The organism is Aminobacter carboxidus (genome assembly GCF_014863355.1).
Taxonomy (GTDB): domain Bacteria; phylum Pseudomonadota; class Alphaproteobacteria; order Rhizobiales; family Rhizobiaceae; genus Aminobacter; species Aminobacter carboxidus.
Window position 1 is genome coordinate 503,427 of record NZ_JACZEP010000001.1, and the last position, 25,882, is coordinate 529,308.

Consider the following 25,882-nt stretch of genomic DNA (forward strand, 5'->3'; position numbering starts at 1 on the left):
CCAAGTCGCCGCAATCCAGGCCTGGCCGGCGTCGAAATACGGCATCTGCCGTATGCCAAAGTCCCGAGTTTGCTTCCATTTCTCCGTGCAGACCGCGTTTTTGGCGCAGGCGTGGTCCGGCACCAAGCGGGGGCGGTGCCATTTGCGTCACGCGACGGCCGGATGGCCAATGAAGGAGGTGAACCAATGAAGACGATCATGATAGCAGCAATGGCAGGGCTGATGCTGTCGCCGGCGGCATTCGCCGCAGCACCGATGGCGGCAAAGACAGTGTCCAAGCCTGCGCTGAGCAGCCAGACGACAAAGGGCGGGGCGATCCTGCTGGTCAAGGGTAACGACAAGCCAACCAAGGGTGGTGCCTCAAGTAGCAAAGGCCCGGGAAAGAGTTCGTTTTTCGATCGCCGCTGAGATTTGGGCGGGTTCTAATCCTGATTGAGCATGATCCTTGCCGAAGGCCGCTTTCGATCGGCCGCAGGCGAAATTGCCGTTCGGGATGCCGCTCCCGTGACCTCACGGCTGACGCTTCGCCGCGAGAAGCCAGCCGCTCCATTTGCCAAGTGCCCCTTGCCCGGTTGTCGCCCCACAGCGCAACCGGGCCTTTTTATGGGAAACGTAACGGCGAAGAGCCGGGCTGCGCGGAAACTATTTCTGCAGGAATTCGGCTACGTCACGGAATACGTTGACGAACATCTCTTCCGTCAGCACGCCCGTATTGGTGTTGTAGCGCGAACAGTGATAGCTCGAAAACACCGCGAGATCGCCGACGTCGCAACGGGCACCGTGCTTGAACGGCACCGCCGCGACGCGCGCGCCGAGCGCCCGCACCGTCGACTGGTGGCCGATCGAGCCGAGCGTCAGGATCGCCTTCAGGTTGGGAAAGCGCGCGATGGTCGGCACCAGGAAGGTGCGGCAGGTGTTGATCTCTGCACCCACCGGCTTGTTGTCTGGCGGCACGCAGCGCACCGCATTGGTGATCGCCGTGCCGATCAGTTCGAGGCTGTCGTCGGGCCGCGCCTCGAACTCGCCGCGGGCCATGCCGAAGCGCTTCAGCGTCGAATAGAGCAGCTCGCCGGCATAGTCGCCGGTGAACGGGCGACCGGTGCGGTTGGCCCCGCGCACACCCGGTGCCAATCCGACGATCAGGAAACGCACCGCCTCTTCGCCTTCGGGAGGAAGGAAGGAGCGGACGGGCGCGTTGTACCAGCCCGGCTCGCGGGCGCGCCAGCTCGCGATAAAATCGTGCAGGCGCGGGCAAAGCGGACAATCCCGGTCGGGATCGACCGTCAGGGCTGGCTGGAGACTGGGCATCAAATGTCTTGGGCTGGAGGTTCGACCGGGTCGACCTTGCGCGCCGGACGTTCGGAAGGCTCGCGGCCGATCTCGGCCTTCAGCGTCATCAGGTCGATGAAATGGTCGGCCTGACGGCGCAGGTCGTCCGAGATCATTGGTGGCTGCGAGGCCATGGTCGAGATCACCGAAACCTTGCGGCCGCGGCGCTGCAGCGCTTCCACCAGCGTGCGGAAATCGCCGTCGCCGGAGAAGATGACGTAATGGTCGACGACATCGGCGAGCTCGAGCGCATCGACTGTCAGCTCGATGTCCATGTTGCCCTTGATCTTGCGCCGTCCGGTGGCGTCGGTGAACTCTTTGGCCGGCTTGGTGACGACCTTGAAGCCGTTATAATCGAGCCAGTCGATCAGCGGGCGGATCGAGGAGTATTCCTGGTCTTCGACCAATGCGGTGTAATAATAGGCGCGCAGCAGGTAGCCACGCTTCTGGAAGCTGGAAAGCAGTTTTCGGTAGTCGATGTCGAAGCCGAGGGAGCGCGAAGTGGCGTAGAGATTAGCTCCGTCGATAAAAAGTGCGATTTTCTCGCGAGGATCAAACATAGGAAAATTTCCTTGTTGAAATAGGCTGACGCCAAATACGCTGAACCGAGCGCCCGTTCCCCCAAATCAATGACTTACCCCATTGCGGCAAATATCGCTCGCGTTGAGTCATTCCAAGGGGGGGCAGGGGCTGAGCAGTAAAATAATCGTTTGTGGACGGCTGTCCGGATTCCGACGCTTCGGTGGCAAAGCAGGCTTGATGCTTGAATTGCGTGGCCGTTCAGGTTATGGCACGCGTCAGCTTTCCGTCAAATCCATGCATGAAAGGGGCATTTCATGGCCCGCGTAACCGTTGAAGACTGCATTGACAAGGTCGACAACCGCTTTGAGCTGGTGTTGCTCGCCGGCCACCGCGCCCGCCAGATCTCGCAGGGCGCGCAGATCACGCTGCCGCGCGACAACGACAAGAACCCTGTCGTGGCGCTGCGCGAAATCGCCGACGAGATGCTGTCGCCCGACGATCTCAAGGAAGACCTGATCCATTCGCTGCAGAAGCATGTCGAAGTCGACGAGCCGGAGCCGGAAGCTCCCGAGCCGGCGGACCAGACCACTGCTTCCGCCGTCGACGCCGACGAAGCCGAAGAAAACATCAACTTCGACCGCATGTCGGAAGAAGACCTGCTCGCCGGCATCGAGAGCCTGGTGGCGCCCGAAAAGAGCGACGACTACTGAGACCTGCTGAGAATTCTACCCTGCCGGCCACCTGACGCGGCTTTCTCCGCTTCCGGTGCTCACGGACCGAAAGTCCGCTCCGCTCCGGTTCTCGCAAGCCACGCCATCTGACTCGGCAGGGCGAATTCTCAAAAAGGTCTCGCGTCGCGCTAAAACGCGCGCCAAACCGGCCAATCGGCACTTCCGCGCCGCCACATCAGTGTTTATCTATGACATGCGTCGCAAGCCCTTGCGGCGCATGATTCATTTCGAGTTCCGGGAAGCCGCCCATGATGCGTCAGTATGAGCTTGTCGAGCGCGTCCAGCGCTACAAGCCTGACGTCAACGAGGCACTGCTCAACAAGGCCTATGTCTATGCCATGCAAAAGCATGGCCATCAGAAGCGCGCCTCGGGCGATCCCTATTTTTCGCATCCACTCGAAGTGGCGGCGATCCTCACCGACATGCATCTCGATGAGGCGACAATCGCGGTCGCGCTTCTGCATGACACCATCGAGGACACCAGTGCCACGCGCGCCGAGATCGACGAGCTGTTTGGTCCCGACATCGGCCGGCTGGTCGAGGGCCTGACCAAGCTCAAGAAGCTCGACCTCGTCTCCAAGAAGGCCGAGCAGGCGGAGAACCTGCGCAAGCTGTTGCTTGCGATCTCCGAGGACGTGCGCGTTTTGCTGGTCAAACTCGCCGACCGGCTGCACAACATGCGCACGCTGCACCATGTGCCCGACAGCAAGCGCCAGCGCATCGCCGAAGAGACGATGGACATCTATGCGCCGTTGGCCGGTCGCATGGGCATGCAGGGCATGCGCGAGGAGCTCGAGGAACTCGCCTTCCGCTACATCAATCCCGAGGCGTACCGCACCGTCACCGAGCGGTTGGCGGAGATGTCGGAGCGCAGCATGGGCGTGCTTGCCGACATCGAAAAGGCGCTGTCGGCGCAGTTCGAGAAGTACGACATCAAGGCGACGGTGAAGAGCAGGCAGAAGAAGCCGTGGTCGGTGTTCCGCAAGATGGAGACCAAGGCGCTGTCGTTCGAGCAGCTGTCCGACATCTTCGGCTTCCGCGTCGTCGTCGACGGCGTCGAGGACTGCTACCGCGCGCTGGGGGCCATCCATACGACCTGGTCGATGGTGCCGGGGCGGTTCAAGGACTACATCTCGACGCCGAAGCAGAACGACTACCGTTCGATCCACACCACAATAGTTGGTCCGTCGCGCCAGCGCATCGAGCTGCAGATCCGCACCCGCGAGATGAACAAGATCGCCGAATATGGCGTCGCCGCGCATTCGATCTACAAGGACAATGCCGGCAAGACCAATGGCGGTGGCCACACCATCTCCAAGGAAACCAACGCCTATGGCTGGCTGAGGCGGACGATCGAGCAACTCGCCGAGGGCGATAATCCCGAGGATTTCCTCGAAAACACCAAGCTCGAGCTGTTCCAGGACCAGGTCTTCTGCTTCACGCCCAAGGGCATGCTGATCGCGCTGCCGCGTGGCGCGACGCCAATCGACTTCGCTTATGCCGTGCACACCGACGTCGGCGACACCTGCGTTGGCGCCAAGGTCAACGGCCGGGTGATGCCGCTGATGACCGAGCTCAAGAACGGCGACGAGGTCGAGATCATCCGCTCCAAGGCACAGGTGCCGCCGGCGGCGTGGGAATCGATCGTCGTCACCGGCAAGGCGCGCTCGGCGATCCGCCGTGCCACCAAAAATGCCATCCGCAAGCAGTATTCGGGCCTCGGCGCCCGCATCCTCGAACGCGCCTTCGAGCGCGCCGGCAAGAAATTCTCCAAGGACAGCCTGAAGTCGGTGCTGCACCGGCTGGCGCGCAAGGACATCGAGGACGTGCTGGCGTCCGTCGGCCGTGGCGAGCTGTCGTCCAACGACGTCGTCCGTGCCGTCTTCCCCGACTACAAGGAAGAGCGCGTCACGCCCGCCGCCGCCAAGCCGCGCGAAGAGGGCTGGTCGAAGATCCGCAACGCGGCCGGCATGCTGTTCCAGATCCCCGGGCGCTCGTCGACCCCGCCGCGAAAGGAGCAAAGGGCGCAAGGCAGCGCCGTGCCGATCCGCGGCGTCAGCGGCGACCTGCCGGTGCGCTTCGCGCCCGAAGGCGCGGTCCCGGGCGACCGTATCGTCGGCATCATGCAGCCGGGCTCGGGCATCACCATCTATCCGATCCAGTCGCCGTCGCTGATGGCCTTCGACGACCAGCCGGAGCGCTGGATCGACGTGCGCTGGGACCTCGACGAAGGCTCGAAGGAGCGCTTTCCAGCGCGGCTTTCGGTTACCGCGATCAACGCGCCGGGCTCGCTCGCCGACATTGCCCAGGTGGTGGCGGCCAACGACGCCAACATCCACACGCTGTCGATGATCCGCACAGCGCCCGACTTCACCGAAATGTTGCTCGATCTCGAAGTCTGGGATCTGAAGCACCTGAACCGGCTGATCTCCCAGCTCAAGGACAACTCCAGTGTCAGTGATGCCCGCCGCGTCAATGGCTAGAGCCTATTACATTCCGATGAATCGGAATGGGGCTCTATCTTTTTGTTGTAGCATGATCTTTTCCGAAAACCGGTCACCACTTTTCGGGATCATGCTATAGCGCGCTGGACTGACGACGAGGAAAGACGACGATGCAGACAAAAGACGTTCTCGACATTTTCCGCTCGGCGGGCGCCGTGCTCGAAGGCCATTTCATCCTGACGTCGGGCCTGCGCAGCCCGGTGTTCCTGCAGAAGGCACGCGTCTTCATGCATGCCGACAAGACCGAAGCATTGTGCAAGGCGCTGGCCGACAAGATCCGTGCCGAAGTTGCGGGCGACATCGACTATGTCGTCGGACCGGCGATCGGCGGGCTGATCCCTGCCTATGAGACGTCAAGGCATCTCAAGGTGCCGGCGATCTGGGTCGAGCGCGAGCAGGGCACGTTCCGGCTGCGCCGCTTCGAGATCGAAAAGGGCGCACGCGTCGTCATCGTCGAGGACATCGTGACCACCGGCCTATCGATCCGCGAGACCATCGCGTGCCTGAGCGAGCTTGGCGCCGAGGTCGTGGCGGCTGCCTGCATCATCGACCGTTCGGCCGGCAAGAGCGACGTTGGCGTGCCGCTGGTGGCGCTCGCCGAATACGAGGTTCCGGCCTATCCGGCCGACCAACTGCCGCCGGAGCTGGCGGCGATCCCGGCGATCAAGCCCGGCAGCCGGAACATCTAGGAATGGTGCACCCGGCCACCCCTCTCTGGCCTGCCGGCCATCTCCCTCGCAAGGGGGAAGATCGGCAGCTTGGGCGTGGCAGCGTGGAGGGGAAAGTATGATCCTCGGCATCGGTAGCGACCTGGTCGACATCAGGCGGATCGAAAAATCGATCGTCCGCCACGGTGAGCGCTTCATCCAGCGCATCTTCACCGAGGTCGAGCAGGAACGTGCCGAAGGCCGGCGCGGGCGCATTGCCTCTTATGCCAAGCGTTTCGCCGCCAAGGAGGCCTGTTCCAAGGCGCTTGGCTGCGGCATATCAGAAGGCGTGTTCTGGCGCGACATGGGCGTGATCAACCTGCCGGGCGGCAGGCCAACGATGGAACTGTCCGGCGGAGCGGCAAAAAGGCTGGCGACGATGCTGCCTGAAGGGCATCGCGCCGTGGTTCACCTGACGATCACCGACGATTTTCCGCTCGCGCAAGCCTTTGTGATCATCGAGGCGCTGCCGGTCGAACAACCGCCACTATCTTAGGGTTTTGGCGGCGGCTGAGACATTGCCCCGGCGACGGCGAGCCCTTATACCCATCGCGACCTACAATCGAGGACGACATGAGCGTGGCTGAAAAACAGAAGAAGTCTGGCGGGCTCGGCGAGACCGTGAGCGTCATCGTCCAGGCACTGCTGCTGGCGCTGGTGATCCGGACGCTGCTGTTCCAGCCGTTCTCGATCCCGTCGGGCTCGATGCGCCCGACGCTGCTCGAGGGCGACTATCTGTTCGTCACCAAATGGGCCTATGGCTATTCGCGCTATTCGCTGCCTTTGTCGCCAAACCTGTTTTCGGGCCGCGTCTTCGGCTCGGATCCGGAGCGCGGCGACGTCGTCGTCTTCAAGTTCCCGCCTAATCCGTCGCTCGACTACATCAAGCGCGTCGTCGGCCTGCCCGGTGACCGCATCCAGATGAAGGACGGCCAGCTCTATATCAACGGCACCGCCGTGGCGCGCGAGAAGGTCGGCCAGATCGACAATCCTGACGTCACCGAGGTCAATCGTCCGGTCGACGTCTATCGCGAGACGCTGCCGAATGGCGTCTCCTACGACACGCTCGATCTGACGCCGGATTCGATCGGCGACAACACGCGTGAATTCATCGTGCCCGAAGGCCACTTCTTCATGATGGGCGACAACCGCGACAACTCGACCGACAGCCGCTTCAATGTCGGCTTCGTGCCGGGCGAAAACCTCGTCGGCCGCGCCAACATCATCTTCTTCTCGATCGCCAGCGGTGCAAGCCCGCTGGAAATCTGGAAGTGGCCGACCGAGATGCGCGCCTCGCGCCTGTTCAACTTCGTCCGATAGGCATGGCAGGCAAACGGCTCACCGCCACGGAACTCGCCGACGCGCTGCAACTCCGCACCGGCCATATCTTCCGCGATCACCAGCGCCTGCAACGGGCGCTGACGCATGGCAGCGCACGCAGCGCCAATGCCGGCGTCGACTATGAGCGTTTCGAGTTCCTGGGCGACCGGGTGCTGGGCCTCGCTGTCGCCGACATGCTGCTGTCCGACTTTCCCAATGCGCCCGAAGGCGAGCTTTCGGTGCGCCTCAACGCACTGGTCAATGCCGAGGCACTGGCCCAGATCGCCGACGAGATCGGCCTCGCCGAACTGATCCGCGCCGGCTCGGAAGTGCGCAATCTCGCCGAGCGCAAGCGCGTCAACCTGCGGGCAGATGCGCTGGAATCGCTGATCGCAGTCATCTATCTCGACGGTGGACTGGATGCCGCGAAGCGCTTTATTCATAAGTACTGGAAGCCACGCGCCGAGGCCGCCGGCGCTGCCCGCCGCGACCCCAAGACCGAATTGCAGGAATGGGCGCACCAGGCGTCGACAGCAGTGCCTGCCTACCAGATCGAAAGCCGCACCGGCCCGGATCACGACCCCGTCTTTTCGGTGAGCGTGCGGGTCGGCAAATTTCTGCCCGCTACCGGTACCGGTCGCTCCAAGCGCGAGGCCGAGCAGAACGCAGCCTCCGCCCTTTTGGTGCGTGAGGGCGTATGGAAGAACGAGGAGACCGCATCGTGACTGATGCCCCTGAGACCACCACGCCTGCAATGCGTGCCACCCGTTCGGGCTTCGTTGCGCTGATCGGCGCGCCGAATGCCGGCAAGTCGACGCTGGTCAACCAGCTTGTCGGCGCCAAGGTGTCGATCGTCACCCACAAGGTGCAGACGACGCGCGCCATCGTCCGCGGCATCGCCACCCACGACAACGCCCAGATCGTGTTCATCGACACGCCCGGCATCTTCAAGCCCAAGCGCCGGCTCGACACCGCGATGGTGACGACAGCCTGGGGCGGGGCCAAGGACGCCGACCTGATCCTGGTGCTGATCGATGCCGAGCGCGGCATCAAGGGTGATGCCGCAGCCATCCTCGAACGGCTAAAGGACGTGCGCCAGCCCAAGGTGCTGATCCTCAACAAGGTCGACCGGGTCGATCCCGAAAAGCTGCTGAAGCTGACGGCGACGGCGAATGAGAGCGTCAATTTCGAGCGCACCTTCATGGTTTCGGCGCTGACCGGTTCGGGCTGCAAGGACCTGCTTGACTTCCTGGCCAAGCGCCTGCCCGAAGGCCCGTGGTATTACCCCGAAGATCAGATCTCCGACCTGCCGATGCGCCAACTCGCCGCCGAGATCACCCGCGAAAAGCTCTATCTGCGTCTGCACCAAGAACTGCCTTACTCGTCGCATATTGAGACCGAGAAGTGGGAAGAGCTGCCCGACGGTTCGGTGCGTATCCAGCAGGTCATCTTCGTCGAGCGCGACAGCCAGAAGAAGATCGTGCTCGGCCACAAGGGCGAAACCATCCGCGCCATCGGCCAGGCGTCGCGCATGGAGATCGGCGGCATCCTGGAACAGAAGGTGCACCTGTTCCTGTTCGTCAAGGTGCGCGAGAACTGGGGCGACGATCCCGAGCGCTACCGCGAAATGGGGCTGGATTTCCCGCATTAGGCGGGGGCAGGGCTGAGCGCATAGCGGTCAGCCCGGCTTTTTCAGATCCCTCTTCACGCCCGGTCGCTGCGCGCGTAGCGGCCCGGCGATTGGCCGACATGGCGGCTGAAGGCCGTGCTGAAGGTGCTGGCCGAGCCGTAGCCGACCCGCCGCGCGACCTCGTCGAGCGCGATCTCCTTGGTGCCGAGCAGGTTTTTCGCCAGCGCCATGCGCCAGGCGAGCAAATATTCCATAGGCCGCAGCCCGACGGTGCGCGTGAAGCGGTCAAAGAAGGCCGAGCGCGACAGACCGGCCACGCCGGCGAGTTCGACCACCGTCCACGGCCGCTGCGGATCACTGTGCATCTGCCGTATCGCCCCTGACACCCTTGCATCGGCCAGCCCGCGCAGGAAGCCCGGCGGCGAGCCTTTTGCCCGGCTTGCCCTGAGCGCTTCGATCAGCAGGATTTCGACGAGGCGGCCGAGCACGAGATCGCGGCCGGCATTGTGCTGGCTCGCTTCTTCGCCGACGAGACGCACCAGCGTCGACAGCCGCTCGACGCCGCGCACGTGGACCATCGCCGGCAGCAGCGACACCAGCAGGGCCGCATCGGGCGAGCCGAAGACGAAATAGCCGCCGAGCAGGCGGACATCGGCCGGGCCGTCCTGTCGGCCGTGGCGAACCTCCTCCGTCGGCACCGGCGTTGTTTTGGGATCGATATGCCTCGGCGTCACCGGCTCGAAGCCGGACATGGTGAAGGCAGGGGTCGCCGGCAACAGCACGAAGTCGCCCTGTTCGAGTGTAACAGGCACTTCGCCGTCGACGGCGAGGCGGCAACTGCCTTCGATGACGGCGCAGAAGCCGGGCTGGCCGAACTCGGAATAGCGGACGCCCCAACGTCCGGCGCCGCTGATCCCCTTGGAGAACACGGTGCGCGGCTGGAGCAGTTCGATGACCTGGGCGAGGGGGTCGGGCATTTCAGGACTATTGCCAATGAATAGCGTACTCATGATTGATGATAGTCCTGATTTTGGACGGTATTTTCATGGCGTCAACATCAATCAGGAAAGAAAGTTCATGAAAACCGTACTGATCACCGGCTGCTCGTCAGGCTATGGCCTCGAAACCGCCCGCCACTTTCATTCCCAGGGCTGGAACGTCGTCGCCACCATGCGCAATCCGCGCCAGGACATCCTGCCGCGCTCGGAGCGGATGCACGTTCTGCCTCTCGACGTGACCAATGACGAGAGCATTGCCGCAGCGCTCGACGCCAGCGGCCCGATCGACGTGCTCGTCAACAATGCCGGCATCGGCCTTGTCGGCGCCTTCGAGGCGATGCCGATGGCGCATGTGCGCAAGCTGTTTGAGACCAACACCTTCGGAGTGATGGCGATGACCCAGGCGATGATCCCGCAGTTCCGGGCGCGCAGGGCAGGCGTGGTGGTCAATGTCACCTCCAGCGTAACACTTGCCCCGATGCCGCTCGCTGCCGCCTACACCGCAAGCAAGACGGCGATCGAGGGCTTTACCGGGTCGCTGGCTCATGAACTCGGCGCGTTCGACGTGCGGGTGAAACTGGTTGAACCAGGTTATGCGCCCAGCACGCGCTTTGCCCACAACACCGAACTGCGCGTCGAGGATCTCATCCCCGAGGCATATGCCGCCTTCGCTGGCCCGATCTTTGCCGGCTTTGCGACGCCGGCACTGGTGACGAAAGAGATCGACGTCGCCGAAGCCGTGTGGCTGGCCGCGAACGATGCATCGGCACAGCTGCGCTTTCCGGCTGGGCCGGACGCGTTGGCCCTGGCGCGGGCGAGTTAGAGCAATTCCAGGAAAAGCGTGAAGCGGTTTTCCATCAGGAACTGCGCAAAAACAGCAAGATAAAAAGCAGAAACGCTTGTCTTACGACTTTCGCTGCCGAATGGGCGAAGAAGGACCGCCGGGAGAGGGTGCCAGCCCTCTCGTCGGCGGCGAGGGTCGGATCGGTGAAACGCTGACCGTTTGACGGGTCGAGCTAGAGTTGGATCGCCCTCGTCTTTCCCTTGAGGCCTGAACGGATACCCGCAGCCAGGCTGCGGACGACAAGCACAGCACAAGCGAAGGATGATCAACGATACCATCTGGGTCGACATCTCGAAAGACCATCTCGACGCCCACCGCATGAGCGACGGCGCAAGCCGCCGTTTCGCCAACGACACAAGGCCGGCCACGCGGCATTCACCGCCTGGGTGGGAGCGACCGGCGTGTCGTCTATGAGCCAACCGGCGCCTACCACCGGGCCTTCGAGCGCAGGAAGGCCATCACAGCCATCATGCGAAAGCTGATCGTGCTCGCAAACGCGCTCATCAGAGATGGTCGTAAATGAGCGCCATCCCTTCCTTGACCAACACGGATACTCTAGGCCCGGGTGAGGTCGTAACGTAGCACGTGGTTGGGGTAGGACTGGTCGTCGATCTGGAACCGGGTTTCGCCAGCCTTGGCAAACCCCTTCCTCAGGTAGAACTCCGTGGCGCGCTGATTTTCGGCATTGACTGCAAGCCAAACGTCGGGTCGGCCGGTGTCGGCGCACACGTCGAGCCCCGCCGCAAGAAGCCTGCCGCCGACGCCCGAGCCCTGGTGGCGGGGCTGGACGTAGAGCTTGGCGATTTCCAGGTCGGAACAATCAGGCACAGGTGCGGGGGCTCCCGATGCGATATGGATGAATCCGTCCAGGCCGGCGGAATTTTGCGAGACCAGGACGGTCTGGTCTGTCCGCGCAAGGACCTCTTCGAAACGGGCGGCAGTGAAGTGCTCCAGCGCATAGCCGGCGAAGAATGCGTTGACGCCGTTGCGGACGTAGGTGTTCAGCCAGACTTCCAGCCCGATCGCGGCGAGGCTGGAAGCATCCATCAAGTCGGCCGGCCTGATCATGTCTCGATCCAACATATCCTCTAAAAGCAAGCAGCGAATAAAGGATGGTCTTATGTTTGGGAAGGCGTGATCCAGCAGCCGCGGTGTTGCCGGTTGGAAGCTGACCCCGCGTGAAATAGAGCTCCAAAGTCGCTGCTTCGTTGGAACAGGAAAGGATGTGGAGCGTTGTTTAGAGTTGGAGTGCGATGAACAGGCAATCCACCGCTCCGTGAAAAGAGTGGCGGGAGCTCAAGAGCACTCGCAGGAGACAGACATGGATACCACCACTCTTCTCATCATACTTATCGTACTTGTTCTGCTGGGCGGCGGCTGGTTCGGACGCGGCCGCTGGTATTAATCAAGCTTTCAAGAGCGAGCGTTGAGCCAAATATTGCCGCTTTTCGTTAGGCAAGACGTCTGGACGTAAGTCGTGCCGCCCGTCTAACAACTCGCACGGCTCAAACCGTTTCTGGTTAGCTGCGGCCTGCCGGCCAATCGAATGAAGCTGAGGCATACCAGTAATCAAATCCGAAGGCCAAAAAGTCGCCGAAGCTGAGGTCGAAAGCTTTCGGAGGGATCTTGGGCCGTTTGTCGTTGCGCTGAAACAACACGCATGGCGATGGTTTTCACCGATGCGAAAGAGCCCGGCAATCCGATCATTTTCGCCAATGACGCCTTTCTTGGTCTGACCGGATGTTCCCGCGACGAATTGCTTGGTCAAAGCTTAAACTTCCTGATGGCGCGCGGCACCGATCTCGATTCTTTGGCGCGCATCGAAGCCGCTTTTGCGGGCGCCGTCACTGGCGGATCGGAAATCTGCTACCGGCGCAAGAACCGCAGCGAATTCTGGTCGGCAATTCTCATCAGCCCGGTCAGGGATGAGCACGGCGATGTGGTGCAGCACTTTGCCTCCCTGGCAGGCCTTGCGAAATACCTCCGATCCCGAAGTGATCAGGGAATCCATTGAGTCGCGCCTGGTCTCGCTCTCCCGGTCGCATGACCTACTGACCCGTGAAAACTGGGAAGGTGCGGGGCTGCTCGATCTGATCAAGGCGGCCTTGGAGCCGTTCGGAATTACAAATGGCAGGTCGGAACACTTTGTCATCACCGGCAACAACATCCGCGTCTCGCCCAAAGTTACCCTGGCCCTCGGCATCGCCTTCCATGAACTCGCGACCAATGCAGTGAAATACGGCGCGTTTTCCAACAGTTTCGGGCCCGTGCTGATTTCATGGACGTTCGAGCTGTCGCCTGGGGCGATCGGCTAGCCCTGCGCTGGCAAGAGAAGGACGGTCCGCCGGTCATGCCGCCGTCGCGGAAAGGGTTTGGCTCGCGGGTCCTGGAGCGCGACCTGGCACATGAACTCGATGGCGCGGTCGATCTCGACTACACGGTGGAAGGCCCTGTTTGCACGATAAGCTTTCCTGTCACCTACGGTGTCCGGGATGAATAGGCTGCTTTCCGATCGTCGTATCCTTGTCGTTGAGGATGAAATGCTCGTGCTCATCATGATCGAAGACATGCTGGCCGACATCGGATGCGAGTCGGTGACCGCTGCCGCCACGGTCAAGCAAGCTATCGCCCTCATTGAAGCACATGACTTCGATGCAGCCATGCTGGACATGAACCTGAACGGCGATAAGACCTATTTCGTGGCCGACGCGCTCGCTGCGCGCGGCGTGCCCTTCGTTTTCTCGACGGGCTACAGCGGCCACCACGTGAGGGATGGCTACCGCGACCGCCCCCTGCTGAAGAAGCCGTTCATTGACAAGCAACTGGCCGAAATGCTTGCCAGCCTGCTCCCTGGCTGATTGGCAAAGTCGAGAAATGCCCGGGCCAATGTTGCGTCTCAAGAGGGCGCGCGGTTGTGCGCTGGACGGCCAGCATGTGCGGCCGCTGGCCATCAACCGCGGACTACCGCTGTGGTACTGATTTTGCCCGTCTTGCCGCAGCTTGCGGAGCGCGGTTCGTTGTCCTGTTCGTTGCCGACTTCAACAGTTTGCGGAAGCTCGGGCATTCCAGATGCGAAGGCGCGGGGCAGTCGGCGACGTGGCGGATGACGTCGCGCAGCATCCTGAGCTCGATGATCTGCCGTTCCAGCTCCTTGGCCCTGGCATGCAACTGGGCGCGCGGGATGTCGGGCCGGTCGTCGCGGCCGAACATGCCTGATATCTCCGGCAGGGAGAAGCCGGCCGCCTTGCCCATGCTGATCAGCGACAGTTTCAGCAGCACGTCGTGATCGTATTGCCGCCGCAGGCCATGTCGCGCAAGCGAGCGGATCAGGCCGATCTCCTCGTAGTAGCGCAGCGTCGACGGTGGCACGCCGGTGCGCTCTACGACCTCGCCGATATCCAGAAAAAGCATGCTTGACCTCAAGTTGGCTTGAAGTCGTACGCTCTGCCGAAACGTCGATTTCAGCAAGAGGAAAAGTCATGCACAGCATTCAGAATGCAATGGAAAGGCCGGTCTGGATGGACGGGCGGGCGGTCGCGCTGCTGCTCGCCGCGTCGCTCACCACCATGGCCAACGCGACGATCAGCCCGGCACTCCCCGGACTCGAGCGGCTGTTCGCCGCCGACCCGAACGCGGCGATGTTGACCCGTCTGCTGGTGCCGGCGCCGTCGCTCAGTGTCGCATTGTTCGCGCCCTTTGCCGGGATCGCGGCAGACCGATTCGGACGCCGCCTGCTGCTGCTTGTCGGCGTGATCCTGTTTGCGGTCTCTGGGTGCGCCGGACTATTCCTTCCTGACCTGCCCACCATCTTCGCCAGCCGCCTCGTCCTCGGTGTCGCAGTCGCGCTCATCATGACGGCGCAGACCGCCTTGGTCGGAGACTATTTCACCGGCGAGAAGCGCAGCGCGATGACGGGGCTGCAGATTTCGGCGCGGAATTTCGGCGGGCTGGTCTTCATCTCGCTCGCCGGATGGGCGGCGGCGATGTCGCCGCGCTGGCCATTCGCCATCTACGGGCTCGCCATGGTCTTCCTGCCCTTGATGTGGATGGTCGTCGTCGATCCGCCCCGACGCTTGCAGGCAGTGGGCGCAAGGGCGGTGGACGAGGCCGAAGCGCATCCGTCCTGGGTGCTGCTGCTGTCGTTGCTGGTACTGCTCCAGGCGGTCACCAACATGATCTTCTTCGTCATGCCGACGCAGATGTCGTTCTTCCTCGAAGCCAAGGGCTATGATGGCGCCGTCATGACCGGCGCCATTCTCGGCACCTTGATGCTGGCCGGAGGCAGCTTCGCGCTGCTCTATCCGAAGGTGCAACGCGCCACGGGTTATGCCGGCATCTTCCTGCTCGGCTATGCCGGGATGGCGCTCGGCTTCCTGCTGCTTGTCTTCGCCGGGACGACGCCCATCCTGTTTGCGGCGGCAGCGGCCATCGGCGCGGGTTATGCGCTTGTTTCGCCGAGCTTCGTTGCGCTCACGCTCAACCTTGCGCCGTTGCGGCGCCGGGGCGTAAGCGGCGGCATCCTGACGGCGTCGATCTTCATCGGCCAATTCGTTTCGCCGCTTCTCGTCACGCCGCTGATTGCCGGCCATGGCTATGAAGCGCTGTTCAGCGGCATCGCCCTGCTGCTTGCGGCGATGGCCATTGCAGCCGGCGCCGTGGGCGGCGCAGCAATAGCCCGATCCGGCAGGCGCTGAAGGCTGTCCGCGAACCTGCCCGCAAAAGCGGCGAGCGGCGGTGCCGCCGCCGCCGCGACTCAGCGCGGGGGTCTGGCGACCATGGCGAGGATGGTTTCGAACAGCTCGTGCTTTGCCTGCTCGGGCGTGAGGTCGCCGTTCGCGGCGGCGAAGGACAGCGCTTCTGCCGCCCCGAGCATCGCCCAAAGCCCCGACGACGCGACGGTGCCGGCCGGCGCGAATGGGGCAAGCAGGGACCGGCACTTCTCCATGAAGATGGCTTCGTAGTCGCGCTTGACCTTGGCCAGTTCGGGCGAGCCGGCAAGCGCTGAGATCACGCCCGGGATCTCGCGGCCCTGTTCGAGCACGCAGTCGACATAAGACGATGCGATGACCATGGCCCTGCTCGGCAGGGTCGGTTCGCTCGCCTGGAAGGCAGCGTCCATCAGCGCGGTCTGGTGCGTGTCGAACTCCTGGTAAAGCGCCGCGAGCAAGGCGGGCCGGGTGGCGAAGTGATCGTAGACGACCGGCTTTGCCACTTTCGCCTGCTCGGCAAGCCGGGGCAGCGTCAGCGCTTCGGTGCCTTCCTCGCGGATGATTTGCCAGGCGACATCGACGAGCTGCCGGCGCCGGTCCTCGCGCAACAGGCGGCGGCGCGGCGGCACGGGTTGTTCCAGCATTTCAGTGCTTGACGTCATAATATACCAAAAGTATATACTGTTAGTAGGTTACAAAAAGTATATAAGCTGTGACCGCTGTCCGCAACCACAAAACAGGAATTTCCAATGCACGCGCTTATCGTCGTCGCCCATCCCGATCCGAAGTCGCTCAGCCACGGCGTTGCCACGCGCCTTGCCGAAGGCGTTGCAAAGGCAGGCCATACATTCGAGATTGCCGACATCGCGGCGGAAGGTTTTGATCCGCGCTACACCGCCGCCGATCTTGCCGTGCATCGCAGGGAGGTGGCGCCGGCAGCCGACATTGCCGCCGAGCAGGCGCGGATCGATGGTGCCGACACGCTCGTGTTGGTCTATCCCGTCTACTGGTGGTCGATGCCGGCCCTGCTCAAGGGGTGGATAGACCGCGTCTTCGCCAATGGATGGGCCTATGACGAAGGTGCCGGCATCAAGCCGGTCAAACGGTTGCGCCATCTCAAGGTGCATCTCGTGGCCATTGGCGGCGCCACCACGCGCACCTATGCGCGGCATGGCTATTTTGGGGCGATGAAGACGCAGATCGACCACGGCATCTTCGACTATGTCGGCGCGCCCGTGGCGACCTCGGAGCTTATGCTCGACACGGAAACGCAGGGGCCGGCCCAGCATCTCGAAGCAGCGCAGTCCATCGGCCGCAATCTGTTCGAAGCAGCCAGGCTCAGCCAGATCGAGGCGGCGTGAGCGCAGCTACAGAACCTGGAGGCCAAGATTGCGCAACAGGTCGGTTGCCTGGCTTTTCGAGATCACCGCGCCCTTCAGGATCGAGGCCTCATTGAGCTTCAGCGGGCCCAGGTCGCAGCCGCGCAGGTCGGCACCTTCAAAGCGGCAGGAACGCAAGCTGGCGCCGCGCAGGCTGCAGCCGTCGAAGATCGCCTCACGGAAGTCGCAGCCCCTGAGTTCGGCATCGCTGAAATCGAGATTGCTGAGTGATTTGCGTCGGAACGAGACGGCAGGCAGGAAGGCGCTGACCAGCCGGCATTCCTGGAAGTCGGCGCCGATCAGCGTGCAATCGGCAAAGTTTGCCCCGGTCAGCTTGCTTTGGCTGAATTTCGCGGCGTTGAGCCGCGACCGGGTCCAGTCGGTGTTGGAAAGGTCGCAATTGTGAAACCTGATATCGACGCCATCGATCGACCCAATCTTGGCGCCCGCCATGCGGCAACTGACCCAGCTTGTGTCGGTCAGGGTCGAGGCCGATAGGTCGGCACCCGTCAGGTTGCAGTCGGCGAACGCGCAGGCGCTGAGGTCGAGGCGCGCCAGATCACTGCCGGCCAGTTGCAGGCCTTTGAATGAGCGCTGTCCGTGGGCGAACTGGTCGGCGAGGTAGGTGGTGTGCTGGTCGGCTGGCATGGGTTTCGAAGGCGTTGTCGTGAGATTGGCTGGGTGTCGGAGCCGGTCAGCTTCTTTGCAGGGCGACGTGGACGCCAAGGCCGACGAGAACCGCCCCGCCGGCGCGCTGCATCAGCCGCTGGGCGCGGCGCGAACGCCTGAGCCTGCCGATCATCGCACCCGCCAGCATGACGCCGACAACGTCGGCTGTGGTGAACATCGCGTTGACCACCGTGCCCAGGATGACGAACTGCAGCCAGACCGGAAAGGCAGCCGAAGCATCGATGAACTGGGGCAGGAAGGCCATGAAGAAGATCGCCGTCTTGGGATTGAGCACCTCGACGGCGATGCTTTCGACAAAGGCGCGCCGGGCGGATTTCGGCTCGATGGCGGGCAGGTCGCCGTCGCCTTGCGTCTTGGCGCGGAACAGCGAGATGCCAAGCCAGACGAGATAGCCGGCCCCGGCAAGCTTGACGATCGTGTAGGCCAGCGGCACGGCATGGAACAGCACCGACAGGCCGGCGGCGGCGGCAATGACATGGACATAGCCGCCAAGATGGATGCCGAGTGCCGCCATCAGTCCCGACCAGCGCCCGCGCGCCAGCGTCTGGGCGGCGGCGTAGAGCATGGCCGGGCCCGGCATGAAGGCGAAGATCGCGGTGGTGGCGACAAAGGCGATCAACAGTTCGGCTGATGGCATGGCAGGCTCCCGTCGCGCCCGATATTGCGCGACCAATGCCGGCAAATTCGCACAGGGCGTGGCCGTTCGGTAGGCGAAACCCGTCGGCCAGCCCGGCCTATATTTGGTCCAGCGATCGCGAAGCGCTGTTATGCCGCACATTTGCCGGTTTTTGCTGGCTACGGCTTGCTTCACGAAGTCGTGAGAATCGCGAGGCTGCACTTTCCGCGCTCACACTCGTCCAGACGAGACCGAGTATTCCGCATGTCATATTTTTCGCAGACGATCGTAGATTTTTGGCGGGCGCAGTTTCTCAACGGCGACATTCTCCACAGCGACGACAATTTTACTGTCGCCGCCGACCCTGATCTCGACGAGGACTGCCGTGTCATGGTGCTGGAGACTATAGATGGACGGGCCATGGCGGTGCTGACGCCAGAGCTTGCGGTCAGGGCCGGGCTGCGCAAACGGCAGGGCCTGTCCATCGCTGCATTCCGCCATGCCCTCGATGAGGCGGGCGTGACACTGCATGGTGCCGACCGCGTCTATCATTTTACCGAGGCCGAAAAGAAGCGACTGGCGCTGGATGAGCCGGACGCCGGGCCCAGGCGGCTGAGCAGCGAGGACGAGGCGCTGTTCTCAGGCTTCCGGGCGCAGGCGTCGGAGCAGGACCTCGATGGTGCCTCGGTCGAACTCGACCACTGGCTGGTGTTCGGTTCCTTCGAGCAGGATCGCCTTGTCTGCGCCGGCAGCATGTATCCCTGGATGGACGGTCGCGTCGCCGATCTCGGCGTGCTGACGCTGGAGCCGTTCCGGGGCAAGGGCCACGCCCGCAAGGTGGTGCGTTCGATCAGCCGGCACGCCTGGGATCTGGGATATGAGCCGCAATACCGATGCCAGCTCGACAATGCGGCGTCGATCCTGCTTGCCGGCAAGGCGGGCCTCGAACTGTTCGGCACCTGGGAGGTGGTTTCGCCCGATTCAGCCGTCTGATCCCGGCGCCGATCCTCATACTGGCCGGCTAGCGCAAGCGGACCAGCCCGGCCTCCGTCGGCTCTGGTAAAATGGCTCGCAGCCGGCGGAGGGGTCAGCCATGCCAGCCTTCGGCGGCAAGCAACTGGCGGATGACCGACACCAGCGTGTCGCGCGCTTCGCGCCTGATGGCGAAGCCGGCGACAGCGATGCCTTGGGCAGGCGCGTAATAGGCCGCGGTGCCCCAGAAGCCGAGATGCGAATAGACCTCCGCGCCGCCGACGGTTTCGACTGCCATGCCGAGGCGATAGCCATGGGCGCCTTCATGCCTGCCTTGCGACAGCATTTCGCGCAACGTGTCGGGGCTGTCGAAGACATGGCCTTCGAACAGCGCTGCAAAGAAGGTGGCGAGGTCGCGCACGGACATCACCAGCCCGCCGCCGCCATAGAGGTCCATCGAGGCGCTGATCCCCGTGGCATCGACATCGCCGAAGAACTGGCGCGCCCGCGGCTGGCTGTGCGGCGGCTGCGGCTCCGATATCTCCCACCACGACGAGGTCAGGCCGAGCCGGTCGAACTTCATCTCGCGCCGGACGGCTGCCGCAAGCGTCGTGCCCGAAATGCGCTCGACGATGTCGCCAAGCAGGATGTAGCCGGTGTCGGAATAGCTGAAGCGCGTGCCCGGTTCGCTGAGCGGCGCCGAGAATTTGGCGCCCAGGCGAACCTGCTCTTCGCGCGTCCACAAACGCTGCGGCTCGCGTGAGACGGTGGCAAAGAATTCGGGGTCGTCGGTGTGGTCGACCAGCCCGCCGCTGTGGTTCAGCAGGTGGCGAACGGTGATCCTTTCGGTGCGGTAGCCGGCGGCAGCGAGCAACGCGTTGAACAGCGGGTCGATCTGCTGTGCGATCGGGCCGTCCAGATCGATGAGCCCGCGTTCCCAGAAGCGAAGGATGGTTGCGGCAACGAAGGTCTTGGTGTTGCTGGCGACCCTGAGCGGCGTGTCGACCGACATCGGCCGGCCGGCTTGTTCGTCGGCCATGCCTGATGCAGTGGCCCAGGGCCGCTCCACGCCCATGCCGGTGGCGTAGAGTGCCAGCGGAATTTGCTGCTCTTGGACAAGTTCGACAAGCTCTTTTCGGTTCATTCCATTCCTCACGCGGCAGTGCGCCCGCGGCACGATTCGTTGGCGTCACTCTGGTGCGGCGGTGCTGCCGAGGGATAGCGCCAGTTTGCGCAACAGTCTGGCCAGCGGTGTCCGTGGCGTGGCCTGCCTCTCTACGGGTGCCACCGGCGTGGCACGCCGAGGGCTGACGGAGCCTCCGGAGCCACAAGCCGAGCTGTATTCTCTGATGTGAGTTTGCTAATGTTGTGCAGCCAAGTTGTTCGTGGGGCGCAGGGCGCACTGTGACCGATAATGAAGTGCTCGAAAGTCTCGCACAGATTCGCAGATACTGCGGGTCCCATGGTCTGAACTTCGTTCTGACCTGGGATACATCCATCCTGCTGTCGATAGGCGAAGTCATCGGCTTCGTTGCTCACTTCAGTCGGCCCGGCGACCCGCCTGTGGTCCGCGGCGTCAGCCTCGGCGCGTTCGAACGATCGACACTGCCGGAGCGGGCGAGAAATTTGCAGACCGTGCTGCGCGACGTGACGGGGCGAGAGCCCGGACCTGAAGCGGTTTCCGAACTGCAAAGGCTGCTGGGCAGAGCGGCAATCAAGCTGCTGCCTGTCGATCAGGGGCTTCGGAACTATCAGCCCGGCTCGATCGTCGCCCTCGAGGTCCTTGTCGAGGCCGGCCATGTCGTGGACGTGCCGAAATCGTTTCAGGGCGTGTTGGAGCGATCGCCCGATGTCGCGCCCGATTTCGGCGGCGAGGTGGCAACGGACGGCGCCCCTCAGGCCGAGGCTGCGCCGGTTGCGGAGCCGGACCCCATTCCCGCGGCCGTCTTGATGGCTGAAGGCGACAGGAGACAGTCGCAGCCATGGCCGTTGCTTTCGCTGTCTGCCGCCGTCGTCCTTCTCATTGCCATGATCGCTGCGCCCGGCTTGGGCATCAACCTTCCCCGGTTGTTTGGCCCCGACGCGGCCATACTGCATGGCGCTGTGGTGGTGGGGCTCTGCATCATCGGAGCCGCGGTGCTGGCGGTGCGGCTGCAGGGCATGCTTGCCGACAGGCGTGACATCGAAAGCGCGGGGGTAAGCCTCGTGACCGCCAGGCTGGAGGCTGCACGCATTCATTCATCGCTCGGGCGTCGCGAGGCGGCATCGGCTGGGCAAGAGGAGGAGGCTGGAAACGGTTACGCCTCTCCAGGCGGCTGACCTGATATCATGTCCCGCCTTGCCGGACTTCCCCGGGCAGAGTTGTTGAGAGAACGGGCTGCCAGAAGGGCGGAAGTCGCTGCCATTTCCGCCGAGCTTGATCAGCTCGAAGCCGAGCTGAAGCTCCGCAAGGCTGAGCTGCAGTCGGCTGGCCTGTGGCTGGCCGCCGATGGCACCATCTTCGTGATCGGGATCATCGCCTCGCCCTTGACCGGCGGCCTGTCCCTGGCCATCGCCGCTTATGAGTTGCTGCGCCTGGGCATGGGCGGACTGGACGCCGCGCGCATCAGCGGCCCCGTCAGGGAGGTGCAGAGCCGCATCCTCGGCTGCACGCTGAAACTGGAGCAGGCGGGCAGGGAGATCGGTCAGATCGACCTGGAGCTGGCCCGAAGGCCGAAGTCCTGAGGGCAGGGCGAGCGGAGCCGGATCCTTGTCGGCCCCGTCACTCCATCACCGGCGAACTGCCGAGGGACAGCGCCAGCTTGCGCAGCAGTGCCGCCAGTTGCGCCTGCTCGTCCCAGGTCAGGCTTTCGAGCATCAGCGTCTCGACCGCCATGTCGGCCTCGAAAGCCTCGCGGGCGCGGGCGCGGCCTTCCTCTGTCAGTTCGACCGGAAGGCTGCGGCCGTCGCCGTCGGAGGCGACCTGCCTGACCAAGCCTGCCTTGACCAGCTTGACGATGCGGTTGGTGACGCCGCCCGACGAGATCATCATCGACTTGTAGAGCTCGGTCGGGCGCAGCCGATAAGGCGGGCCCGAGCGCAGCAGCGTGAACAGCACGTCCGCCTCGCCGGTGTCGAGCCCGTAGGAGACGAAGATCGCTTCGATCTTGGGCCGCGCGGCGAGCGTGATCCAGCGGGCACGGCCGAGGATGGCCATGCCACGGGTGTCGAGATGGGGCAGTTCCTTGGCCCACTGCGCCCGGCGCGCGTCGATGCCGTCCTGCAGGCCGTCGCCGGCCGGTTCCCCATTATTTTCGTCGAGATGTCTTGACACTAAGATAATTCCACTATTTATCTTAACAGTAAGATATATCGAGGTCAGCCATGACGCAACAAGAAGTTCTCCGTCTGCCAGTGTCGTATGTGGCGCGCTCGCCGCTGGTGCTGCTTGCCTTGTGCGGGCTCGTCTTCGCCACGCGCATCATGATCTCGAAGGCGGCGCTGAATGAAGGCATGCAGCCATTCCAGCTGGCGCTGGTCGCCAATGTCGGCGCAGGCATGGTGCTGTTGCCGCTGCTCGCCGCCTCCGGGCAGGGCATTCCCCGCGAGCGCAGCCATATCTTGCTCTATCTGGTGCTCGGCATCGTCAGCTTCACCGTGCCGACGGTGCTCGGCTACTACATCGTCGATCGCGTCGGGCCGGCCTACACCTCGACGGTCTATTCGCTGTCGCCACTCTTGACGATGAGCTTTGCTGCCGGGCTCGGCATCGAGCGCATGTATTTGAGGCGCTTCGCCGGCATCCTGATCGGGCTTGCGGGCATGGCGGCACTGGTGCAGCAGCAGATATCCGAGATCGATTTCTCGCAGACCGTCTGGGTGCTGCTCGGCATCATCGTCCCGGCCTGTGCTGCCGCCGGCAACATCATCCGCACGGCCTATTGGCCCAAGGGCTCGTCGGCGCTCGCCTTTTCCTGCGGCATCCTGCTGAGCTCGAGCCTGATGGTGGCGCTGGTGGCGCCGTTCTTCGAAGCGCCATCGAGCTGGGTCTTTTTCGACCGCGACGTGCTGTTCTGGATCGGCTGCATGGTTGCGACCTCAGCCTCGTCCTACCTGCTCAACTTCCGCCTGCAGGAGATCGGCGGGCCGGTGTTCTTCAGCCAGCTCGGCTATTGGGGTACGGGCTTCGGCGTGGTTCTGGCGGCACTGCTGTTCAACGACGTGCTGACCACCCTCTCGGTCGCCGGACTTGCGGCCATCATCGCCGGCGGCGTGCTGGCCAACCGCAAGCGCGCCTGATCAATTCAATCTTCAACGAGGAAAACATCATGTCCTTCCAGGCCTATCTCGACACCATCAAGACCAAGACCGGCAAGGGACCGGAAGAATTGGCAGCACTCGCCGACGGCAAGGGATTTTCCGACGCCGGCAAGCTGAAAGCTGGCGTCAAGGCCGGGCAAATCGTCGAGTGGTTGCGCGACGAATTCGGTCTCGGCCATGGCCACTCGATGGCCGTCTATGCGCTGTTGAGCGGCAAGAGGAAGCCCGGCGACAAGTAGCTGTCGCCGTCTGCTGGACATTCGTCTGGCTGCGAGATCAGGCATCCGGGCGCAGGCGAAACCTGCGCCCGGCCCGCACTATCCCTTTTTGTTCAGTTGCTCGACGCTTTCCTTCGTGTTGGCGATGATATGCTCGAGCTTTTCGTGCATGGCACGCCCGGCCTGTTCGGCCTTCGCCACCACGTCGGAGCCGTCGACCCGGACATGCTGGCCAGATTTCACGACCAGGACGCCGTCAACGATGACGGTGTCGACGTTGCGCGCGCCTCCCGAGAAGACCAGGGAGAAATACGGATCGATGACCGGCGCGATGTTGAGGTCGGTCTTGCGGACCAGAATGATGTCGGCCTTCTTGCCCGGCGTCAGCGAGCCGATCTCCCGATCGAGGCCGAGGGCCTTGGCGCCTCCGAGCGTAGCGATTTCAAGGATCCGTTTCGGCTCAATCGCCCGGTCGACGTCGGCACGCTGCTTGTGGGACCATTGCAGCGCCCGCATGACGGTGAAGAAGTCGGCGGTGGCCATGGCGCTCGACGCGTCGACGGACAGGCTGAGGCTCGCGCCCAACTGCTCGAGCTCGGCGAACTGAATGTAGCCGTTCCTGACCGTCGAGTAGGGGATCTCGATCGCTGGCGACATCGAGAACTGCACGTTCTTGGCGACGAGCGTGTTGCGCTCTTCTTCGGTCAGTCCCTGGGTATGGATGAAGAGGATATGGGGGCCGAGCAAGTCGTGCTTGTCCATGAAGGCGACCAGCCCGTGGGCGGTATTGCCGTAGTGGAGCGAAATTGGCAATCCGAGCTCTTTTGCAAACCGTGCTTCTGCGACGAACTTGTCGTCGTCGCCGCCGCTTTTCAGGATGTCCGGGGCGGGCGTCTGGAGGTTGACGCCGACCGTGATGAGGGGGTGTCCTGTGGCCCACTGCTTGCGCACCGCTTCGACGCCGGTGGTGTCTAGGCGTTCTCCGCGGCCCGGCGTTCCGTAGGAGAACCGTGTGCGGACTCCGAGATCGATCGAGGCGCGTATCTCGGCGTTGGCGTGCTCGACCGAGCGGGTGTTGTGGCAGAAGTTGTTGATGCAGGTGGTGCCGGAGAGAAGCGCTTCCAGAAGCCCGAACCTTGCCGAGGCGGACGCGTCGTCCGGCGTGCACAGTGGGGCTGCCCTATTGGTCGTCGGGAAGTAACCCCGGACCGGATCGTCGCCTCTTATCGAACCGCGCAGGAAGGCGTTCCAGAGATGGGAATGTGAGTCAACGAAGCCAGGCATGACGATCATGTCGGTGGCATCGACCGCCTCGATCCCCGCGACACTTAGATTCTCGCCGACCGCAACGATCCGGCCGTCCTTGACGTGAACCTCGCCGCTGGCGAAATCGCCGACGTCCCCATCCATGGACAGGATGTGACCGGCGCGAATGACGAACTCGTTGCCCAATGCCGGATTTCCGGCTGCAGCGCCCTGGGTCTGCGCACTGCTGCCGACGGGCGCGGCAGCGGCGGCACCCATGACCAGCGTTGCTTTCAGAAAGCCGCGACGGCCGATTTTCGATGCAGGTGCTCCGCTGTCCGTGGAACCGGAATGGCTCATAAAGGTCCTCCCAATCAGCACTCAGTTTATTTTGAGCTTAAATTTTTTAAGTCTAAAATAACCTAGCGTCAATGCTGGCGCCCCTGCGCTATGGAGAGGCTTGTGACGTGGCGGAACAGGCACGCGGCAGGCTGCGGCGGGCTGCCATGCCGGCCCTCTCATGTCGCCGTTGCCGGTTCGGCCAGCAACGCCGCCACGAAACCGCGCAAGCTGGCGGCGACGAAATCTTCGACCCGGCCCTGCGGGTCGAAGCCCCACCACAAAAGCGAGCCTTGCCACTGCGAGGCCATCAACAGGCCGATGCCTTGGGGCGCTGCGGCAACAGCTGTGAAGCGCTCGTCGAGGGCGGCCGACAACGCCGCCTTCCAGGCAGCACCGCGCGCCCTGAGTGCTGGATCGCGCAGATCCTCGCGCAGCACCAGAAGGCCTTCGGCATAGGTTTCGATGCCGCCATAATCCGACAGGCCGACAAGCAAGGCGATTGCACCCTCGGGCGTTTTCGGCGTCGAGGCGGCGAGCGCCGCTGTCTTGGCGTCGAGCCCGTCCCAGGCATGCAGAAGCGTTGCCTGCTTGAGCTTGGCCTTTGTCCTGAAGCGCTGCACCAGTGTCGCCGGTGACAGGCCGCAGGCACGCCCCAGGCTTTCGAAGGTGAGGGCGTCGGGGCCATGCTCATGCAGCAGCCGCGAGGCGGCGACCAGGACCTCTTCGTCGGACAGGGTTTTGCGGCGGGGCATCTTGACCTTTATTTATAAACGAATATTTATTTATATATCGCTTCGAAGCCGATGACCAGCCTGCGAAAGAAACAC

At 63.2% G+C, this 25,882-nt stretch carries 31 protein-coding genes; 19 read left to right on the forward strand and 12 right to left on the reverse strand.

Annotated elements, in window-relative coordinates; translation table 11 throughout:
- Positions 1-186: 186 nt before the first annotated feature.
- A complete protein-coding gene (locus IHE39_RS02335) occupies positions 187-408 on the forward strand; it encodes a hypothetical protein (RefSeq protein WP_192565383.1) in 222 nt (73 codons plus the stop codon).
- Between the two features lie 234 nt (positions 409-642).
- Here the strand turns inward: IHE39_RS02335 and IHE39_RS02340 are convergent, their stop codons facing one another.
- Entirely contained in the window at positions 643-1,308 is a 666-nt protein-coding gene (locus tag IHE39_RS02340) for a uracil-DNA glycosylase (protein ID WP_192565384.1), read from the reverse strand.
- Positions 1,308-1,889: a LabA-like NYN domain-containing protein gene (locus IHE39_RS02345; protein ID WP_184769256.1), complete on the reverse strand. Its 582-nt coding sequence runs from the start codon at positions 1,887-1,889 to the stop codon at positions 1,308-1,310. The genes IHE39_RS02340 and IHE39_RS02345 overlap by 1 nt, the downstream gene beginning before the upstream one ends.
- A 276-nt stretch (positions 1,890-2,165) precedes the next feature.
- Between IHE39_RS02345 and rpoZ the strand changes: the two genes are divergently transcribed.
- The 7 genes from rpoZ to era all read left to right on the forward strand — a co-directional run bounded on the left by rpoZ (position 2,166) and on the right by era (position 8,764).
- Entirely contained in the window at positions 2,166-2,561 is a 396-nt protein-coding gene (rpoZ, locus tag IHE39_RS02350; RefSeq protein WP_184769255.1) for a DNA-directed RNA polymerase subunit omega, read from the forward strand.
- A gap of 269 nt (positions 2,562-2,830) precedes the next feature.
- Positions 2,831-5,065, forward strand: a complete 2,235-nt coding sequence (locus IHE39_RS02355; protein ID WP_192565385.1) for a RelA/SpoT family protein — start codon at positions 2,831-2,833, stop codon at positions 5,063-5,065.
- A gap of 131 nt (positions 5,066-5,196) precedes the next feature.
- Positions 5,197-5,775, forward strand: a complete 579-nt coding sequence (gene pyrE, locus IHE39_RS02360; protein ID WP_192565386.1) for an orotate phosphoribosyltransferase — start codon at positions 5,197-5,199, stop codon at positions 5,773-5,775.
- A 97-nt stretch (positions 5,776-5,872) separates the two neighbouring features.
- Positions 5,873-6,289, forward strand: coding sequence for a holo-ACP synthase (gene acpS, locus IHE39_RS02365; protein ID WP_184769253.1), 417 nt, complete (start codon positions 5,873-5,875; stop codon positions 6,287-6,289).
- A gap of 77 nt (positions 6,290-6,366) precedes the next feature.
- Complete coding sequence (lepB, locus tag IHE39_RS02370) at positions 6,367-7,113, forward strand: signal peptidase I (RefSeq protein ID WP_184769252.1); 747 nt, start codon at positions 6,367-6,369, stop codon at positions 7,111-7,113.
- A gap of 2 nt (positions 7,114-7,115) precedes the next feature.
- Positions 7,116-7,838 (forward strand): ribonuclease III, encoded by a 723-nt coding sequence (gene rnc / locus IHE39_RS02375; protein ID WP_184769251.1) that lies wholly within the window; start codon positions 7,116-7,118, stop codon positions 7,836-7,838.
- 29 nt (positions 7,839-7,867) lie between these two features.
- Complete coding sequence (era, locus tag IHE39_RS02380) at positions 7,868-8,764, forward strand: GTPase Era (RefSeq protein WP_192566020.1); 897 nt, start codon at positions 7,868-7,870, stop codon at positions 8,762-8,764.
- A gap of 53 nt (positions 8,765-8,817) precedes the next feature.
- Here era and IHE39_RS02385 read toward each other — a convergent pair whose 3' ends face one another.
- On the reverse strand, positions 8,818-9,720 hold the full coding sequence (locus IHE39_RS02385; RefSeq protein ID WP_192566021.1) for an AraC family transcriptional regulator: 903 nt from the start codon (positions 9,718-9,720) through the stop codon (positions 8,818-8,820).
- 100 nt (positions 9,721-9,820) lie between these two features.
- Between IHE39_RS02385 and IHE39_RS02390 the strand changes: the two genes are divergently transcribed.
- Positions 9,821-10,564, forward strand: a complete 744-nt coding sequence (locus IHE39_RS02390) for an SDR family oxidoreductase (protein WP_192565387.1) — start codon at positions 9,821-9,823, stop codon at positions 10,562-10,564.
- Between the two features lie 576 nt (positions 10,565-11,140).
- Here IHE39_RS02390 and IHE39_RS02395 read toward each other — a convergent pair.
- Positions 11,141-11,653, reverse strand: coding sequence for a GNAT family N-acetyltransferase (locus IHE39_RS02395; RefSeq protein ID WP_184769248.1), 513 nt, complete (start codon positions 11,651-11,653; stop codon positions 11,141-11,143).
- A gap of 592 nt (positions 11,654-12,245) precedes the next feature.
- Here IHE39_RS02395 and IHE39_RS30515 point away from each other — a divergent pair.
- From IHE39_RS30515 to IHE39_RS02405, 3 genes are all read left to right on the forward strand, one after another.
- Entirely contained in the window at positions 12,246-12,599 is a 354-nt protein-coding gene (locus tag IHE39_RS30515; protein ID WP_246485364.1) for a PAS domain-containing protein, read from the forward strand.
- On the forward strand, positions 12,580-12,900 hold the full coding sequence (locus IHE39_RS30520) for an HWE histidine kinase domain-containing protein (protein WP_343070051.1): 321 nt from the start codon (positions 12,580-12,582) through the stop codon (positions 12,898-12,900). Before IHE39_RS30515 ends, IHE39_RS30520 begins: the two co-directional genes overlap by 20 nt.
- Positions 12,901-13,077: 177 nt before the next feature.
- Positions 13,078-13,443 carry a response regulator gene (locus IHE39_RS02405; RefSeq protein ID WP_192565388.1) on the forward strand — a complete coding sequence of 122 codons (366 nt, stop codon included), beginning with the start codon at positions 13,078-13,080 and terminating at the stop codon, positions 13,441-13,443.
- Positions 13,444-13,546: 103 nt separating this feature from the next.
- Here IHE39_RS02405 and IHE39_RS02410 read toward each other — a convergent pair whose 3' ends face one another.
- Positions 13,547-13,996 (reverse strand): helix-turn-helix domain-containing protein, encoded by a 450-nt coding sequence (locus tag IHE39_RS02410; protein ID WP_184769246.1) that lies wholly within the window; start codon positions 13,994-13,996, stop codon positions 13,547-13,549.
- Between the two features lie 68 nt (positions 13,997-14,064).
- Between IHE39_RS02410 and IHE39_RS02415 the strand changes: the two genes are divergently transcribed.
- Positions 14,065-15,279: an MFS transporter gene (locus IHE39_RS02415; protein WP_192565389.1), complete on the forward strand. Its 1,215-nt coding sequence runs from the start codon at positions 14,065-14,067 to the stop codon at positions 15,277-15,279.
- A gap of 59 nt (positions 15,280-15,338) precedes the next feature.
- Here the strand turns inward: IHE39_RS02415 and IHE39_RS02420 are convergent, their stop codons facing one another.
- A complete protein-coding gene (locus IHE39_RS02420) occupies positions 15,339-15,938 on the reverse strand; it encodes a TetR/AcrR family transcriptional regulator (RefSeq protein WP_246470697.1) in 600 nt (199 codons plus the stop codon).
- 105 nt (positions 15,939-16,043) lie between these two features.
- On the opposite strand from IHE39_RS02420, the gene IHE39_RS02425 reads away from it, so the two are divergent.
- Positions 16,044-16,655, forward strand: coding sequence for an NAD(P)H-dependent oxidoreductase (locus tag IHE39_RS02425; protein ID WP_192565390.1), 612 nt, complete (start codon positions 16,044-16,046; stop codon positions 16,653-16,655).
- A gap of 6 nt (positions 16,656-16,661) precedes the next feature.
- On the opposite strand, the gene IHE39_RS02430 is transcribed toward IHE39_RS02425, so the two are convergent.
- Together IHE39_RS02430 and IHE39_RS02435 are read right to left on the reverse strand one after the other, a co-directional pair.
- Positions 16,662-17,321, reverse strand: coding sequence for a pentapeptide repeat-containing protein (locus tag IHE39_RS02430; protein ID WP_192565391.1), 660 nt, complete (start codon positions 17,319-17,321; stop codon positions 16,662-16,664).
- Between the two features lie 46 nt (positions 17,322-17,367).
- On the reverse strand, positions 17,368-18,000 hold the full coding sequence (locus tag IHE39_RS02435) for a LysE family translocator (protein ID WP_184769241.1): 633 nt from the start codon (positions 17,998-18,000) through the stop codon (positions 17,368-17,370).
- A 243-nt stretch (positions 18,001-18,243) separates the two neighbouring features.
- Here IHE39_RS02435 and IHE39_RS02440 point away from each other — a divergent pair, with 243 nt between their 5' ends.
- Positions 18,244-18,972 (forward strand): GNAT family N-acetyltransferase, encoded by a 729-nt coding sequence (locus IHE39_RS02440; RefSeq protein WP_192565392.1) that lies wholly within the window; start codon positions 18,244-18,246, stop codon positions 18,970-18,972.
- 94 nt (positions 18,973-19,066) lie between these two features.
- Here the strand turns inward: IHE39_RS02440 and IHE39_RS02445 are convergent, their stop codons facing one another.
- Positions 19,067-20,095 (reverse strand): serine hydrolase domain-containing protein, encoded by a 1,029-nt coding sequence (locus tag IHE39_RS02445; protein ID WP_210327463.1) that lies wholly within the window; start codon positions 20,093-20,095, stop codon positions 19,067-19,069.
- 275 nt (positions 20,096-20,370) lie between these two features.
- On the opposite strand from IHE39_RS02445, the gene IHE39_RS02450 reads away from it, so the two are divergent.
- Together IHE39_RS02450 and IHE39_RS02455 are read left to right on the forward strand one after the other, a co-directional pair.
- Positions 20,371-21,270 carry a hypothetical protein gene (locus IHE39_RS02450; protein ID WP_192565393.1) on the forward strand — a complete coding sequence of 300 codons (900 nt, stop codon included), beginning with the start codon at positions 20,371-20,373 and terminating at the stop codon, positions 21,268-21,270.
- Between the two features lie 9 nt (positions 21,271-21,279).
- Positions 21,280-21,675 carry a hypothetical protein gene (locus IHE39_RS02455; RefSeq protein WP_192565394.1) on the forward strand — a complete coding sequence of 132 codons (396 nt, stop codon included), beginning with the start codon at positions 21,280-21,282 and terminating at the stop codon, positions 21,673-21,675.
- A gap of 37 nt (positions 21,676-21,712) precedes the next feature.
- On the opposite strand, the gene IHE39_RS02460 is transcribed toward IHE39_RS02455, so the two are convergent.
- On the reverse strand, positions 21,713-22,264 hold the full coding sequence (locus IHE39_RS02460; RefSeq protein WP_192565395.1) for a MarR family transcriptional regulator: 552 nt from the start codon (positions 22,262-22,264) through the stop codon (positions 21,713-21,715).
- A 50-nt stretch (positions 22,265-22,314) separates the two neighbouring features.
- Between IHE39_RS02460 and IHE39_RS02465 the strand changes: the two genes are divergently transcribed.
- The gene (locus tag IHE39_RS02465; RefSeq protein ID WP_192565396.1) at positions 22,315-23,229 is read left to right on the forward strand and encodes a DMT family transporter; all 915 of its coding nucleotides are present in this window, start codon (positions 22,315-22,317) and stop codon (positions 23,227-23,229) included.
- A gap of 29 nt (positions 23,230-23,258) precedes the next feature.
- The gene (locus IHE39_RS02470; protein WP_192565397.1) at positions 23,259-23,489 is read left to right on the forward strand and encodes a DUF4287 domain-containing protein; all 231 of its coding nucleotides are present in this window, start codon (positions 23,259-23,261) and stop codon (positions 23,487-23,489) included.
- Between the two features lie 78 nt (positions 23,490-23,567).
- Here IHE39_RS02470 and IHE39_RS02475 read toward each other — a convergent pair whose 3' ends face one another.
- Entirely contained in the window at positions 23,568-24,992 is a 1,425-nt protein-coding gene (locus IHE39_RS02475; RefSeq protein ID WP_192565398.1) for an amidohydrolase family protein, read from the reverse strand.
- Between the two features lie 239 nt (positions 24,993-25,231).
- Complete coding sequence (locus IHE39_RS02480; protein WP_192565399.1) at positions 25,232-25,807, reverse strand: TetR/AcrR family transcriptional regulator; 576 nt, start codon at positions 25,805-25,807, stop codon at positions 25,232-25,234.
- Positions 25,808-25,882 lie beyond the last annotated feature (75 nt).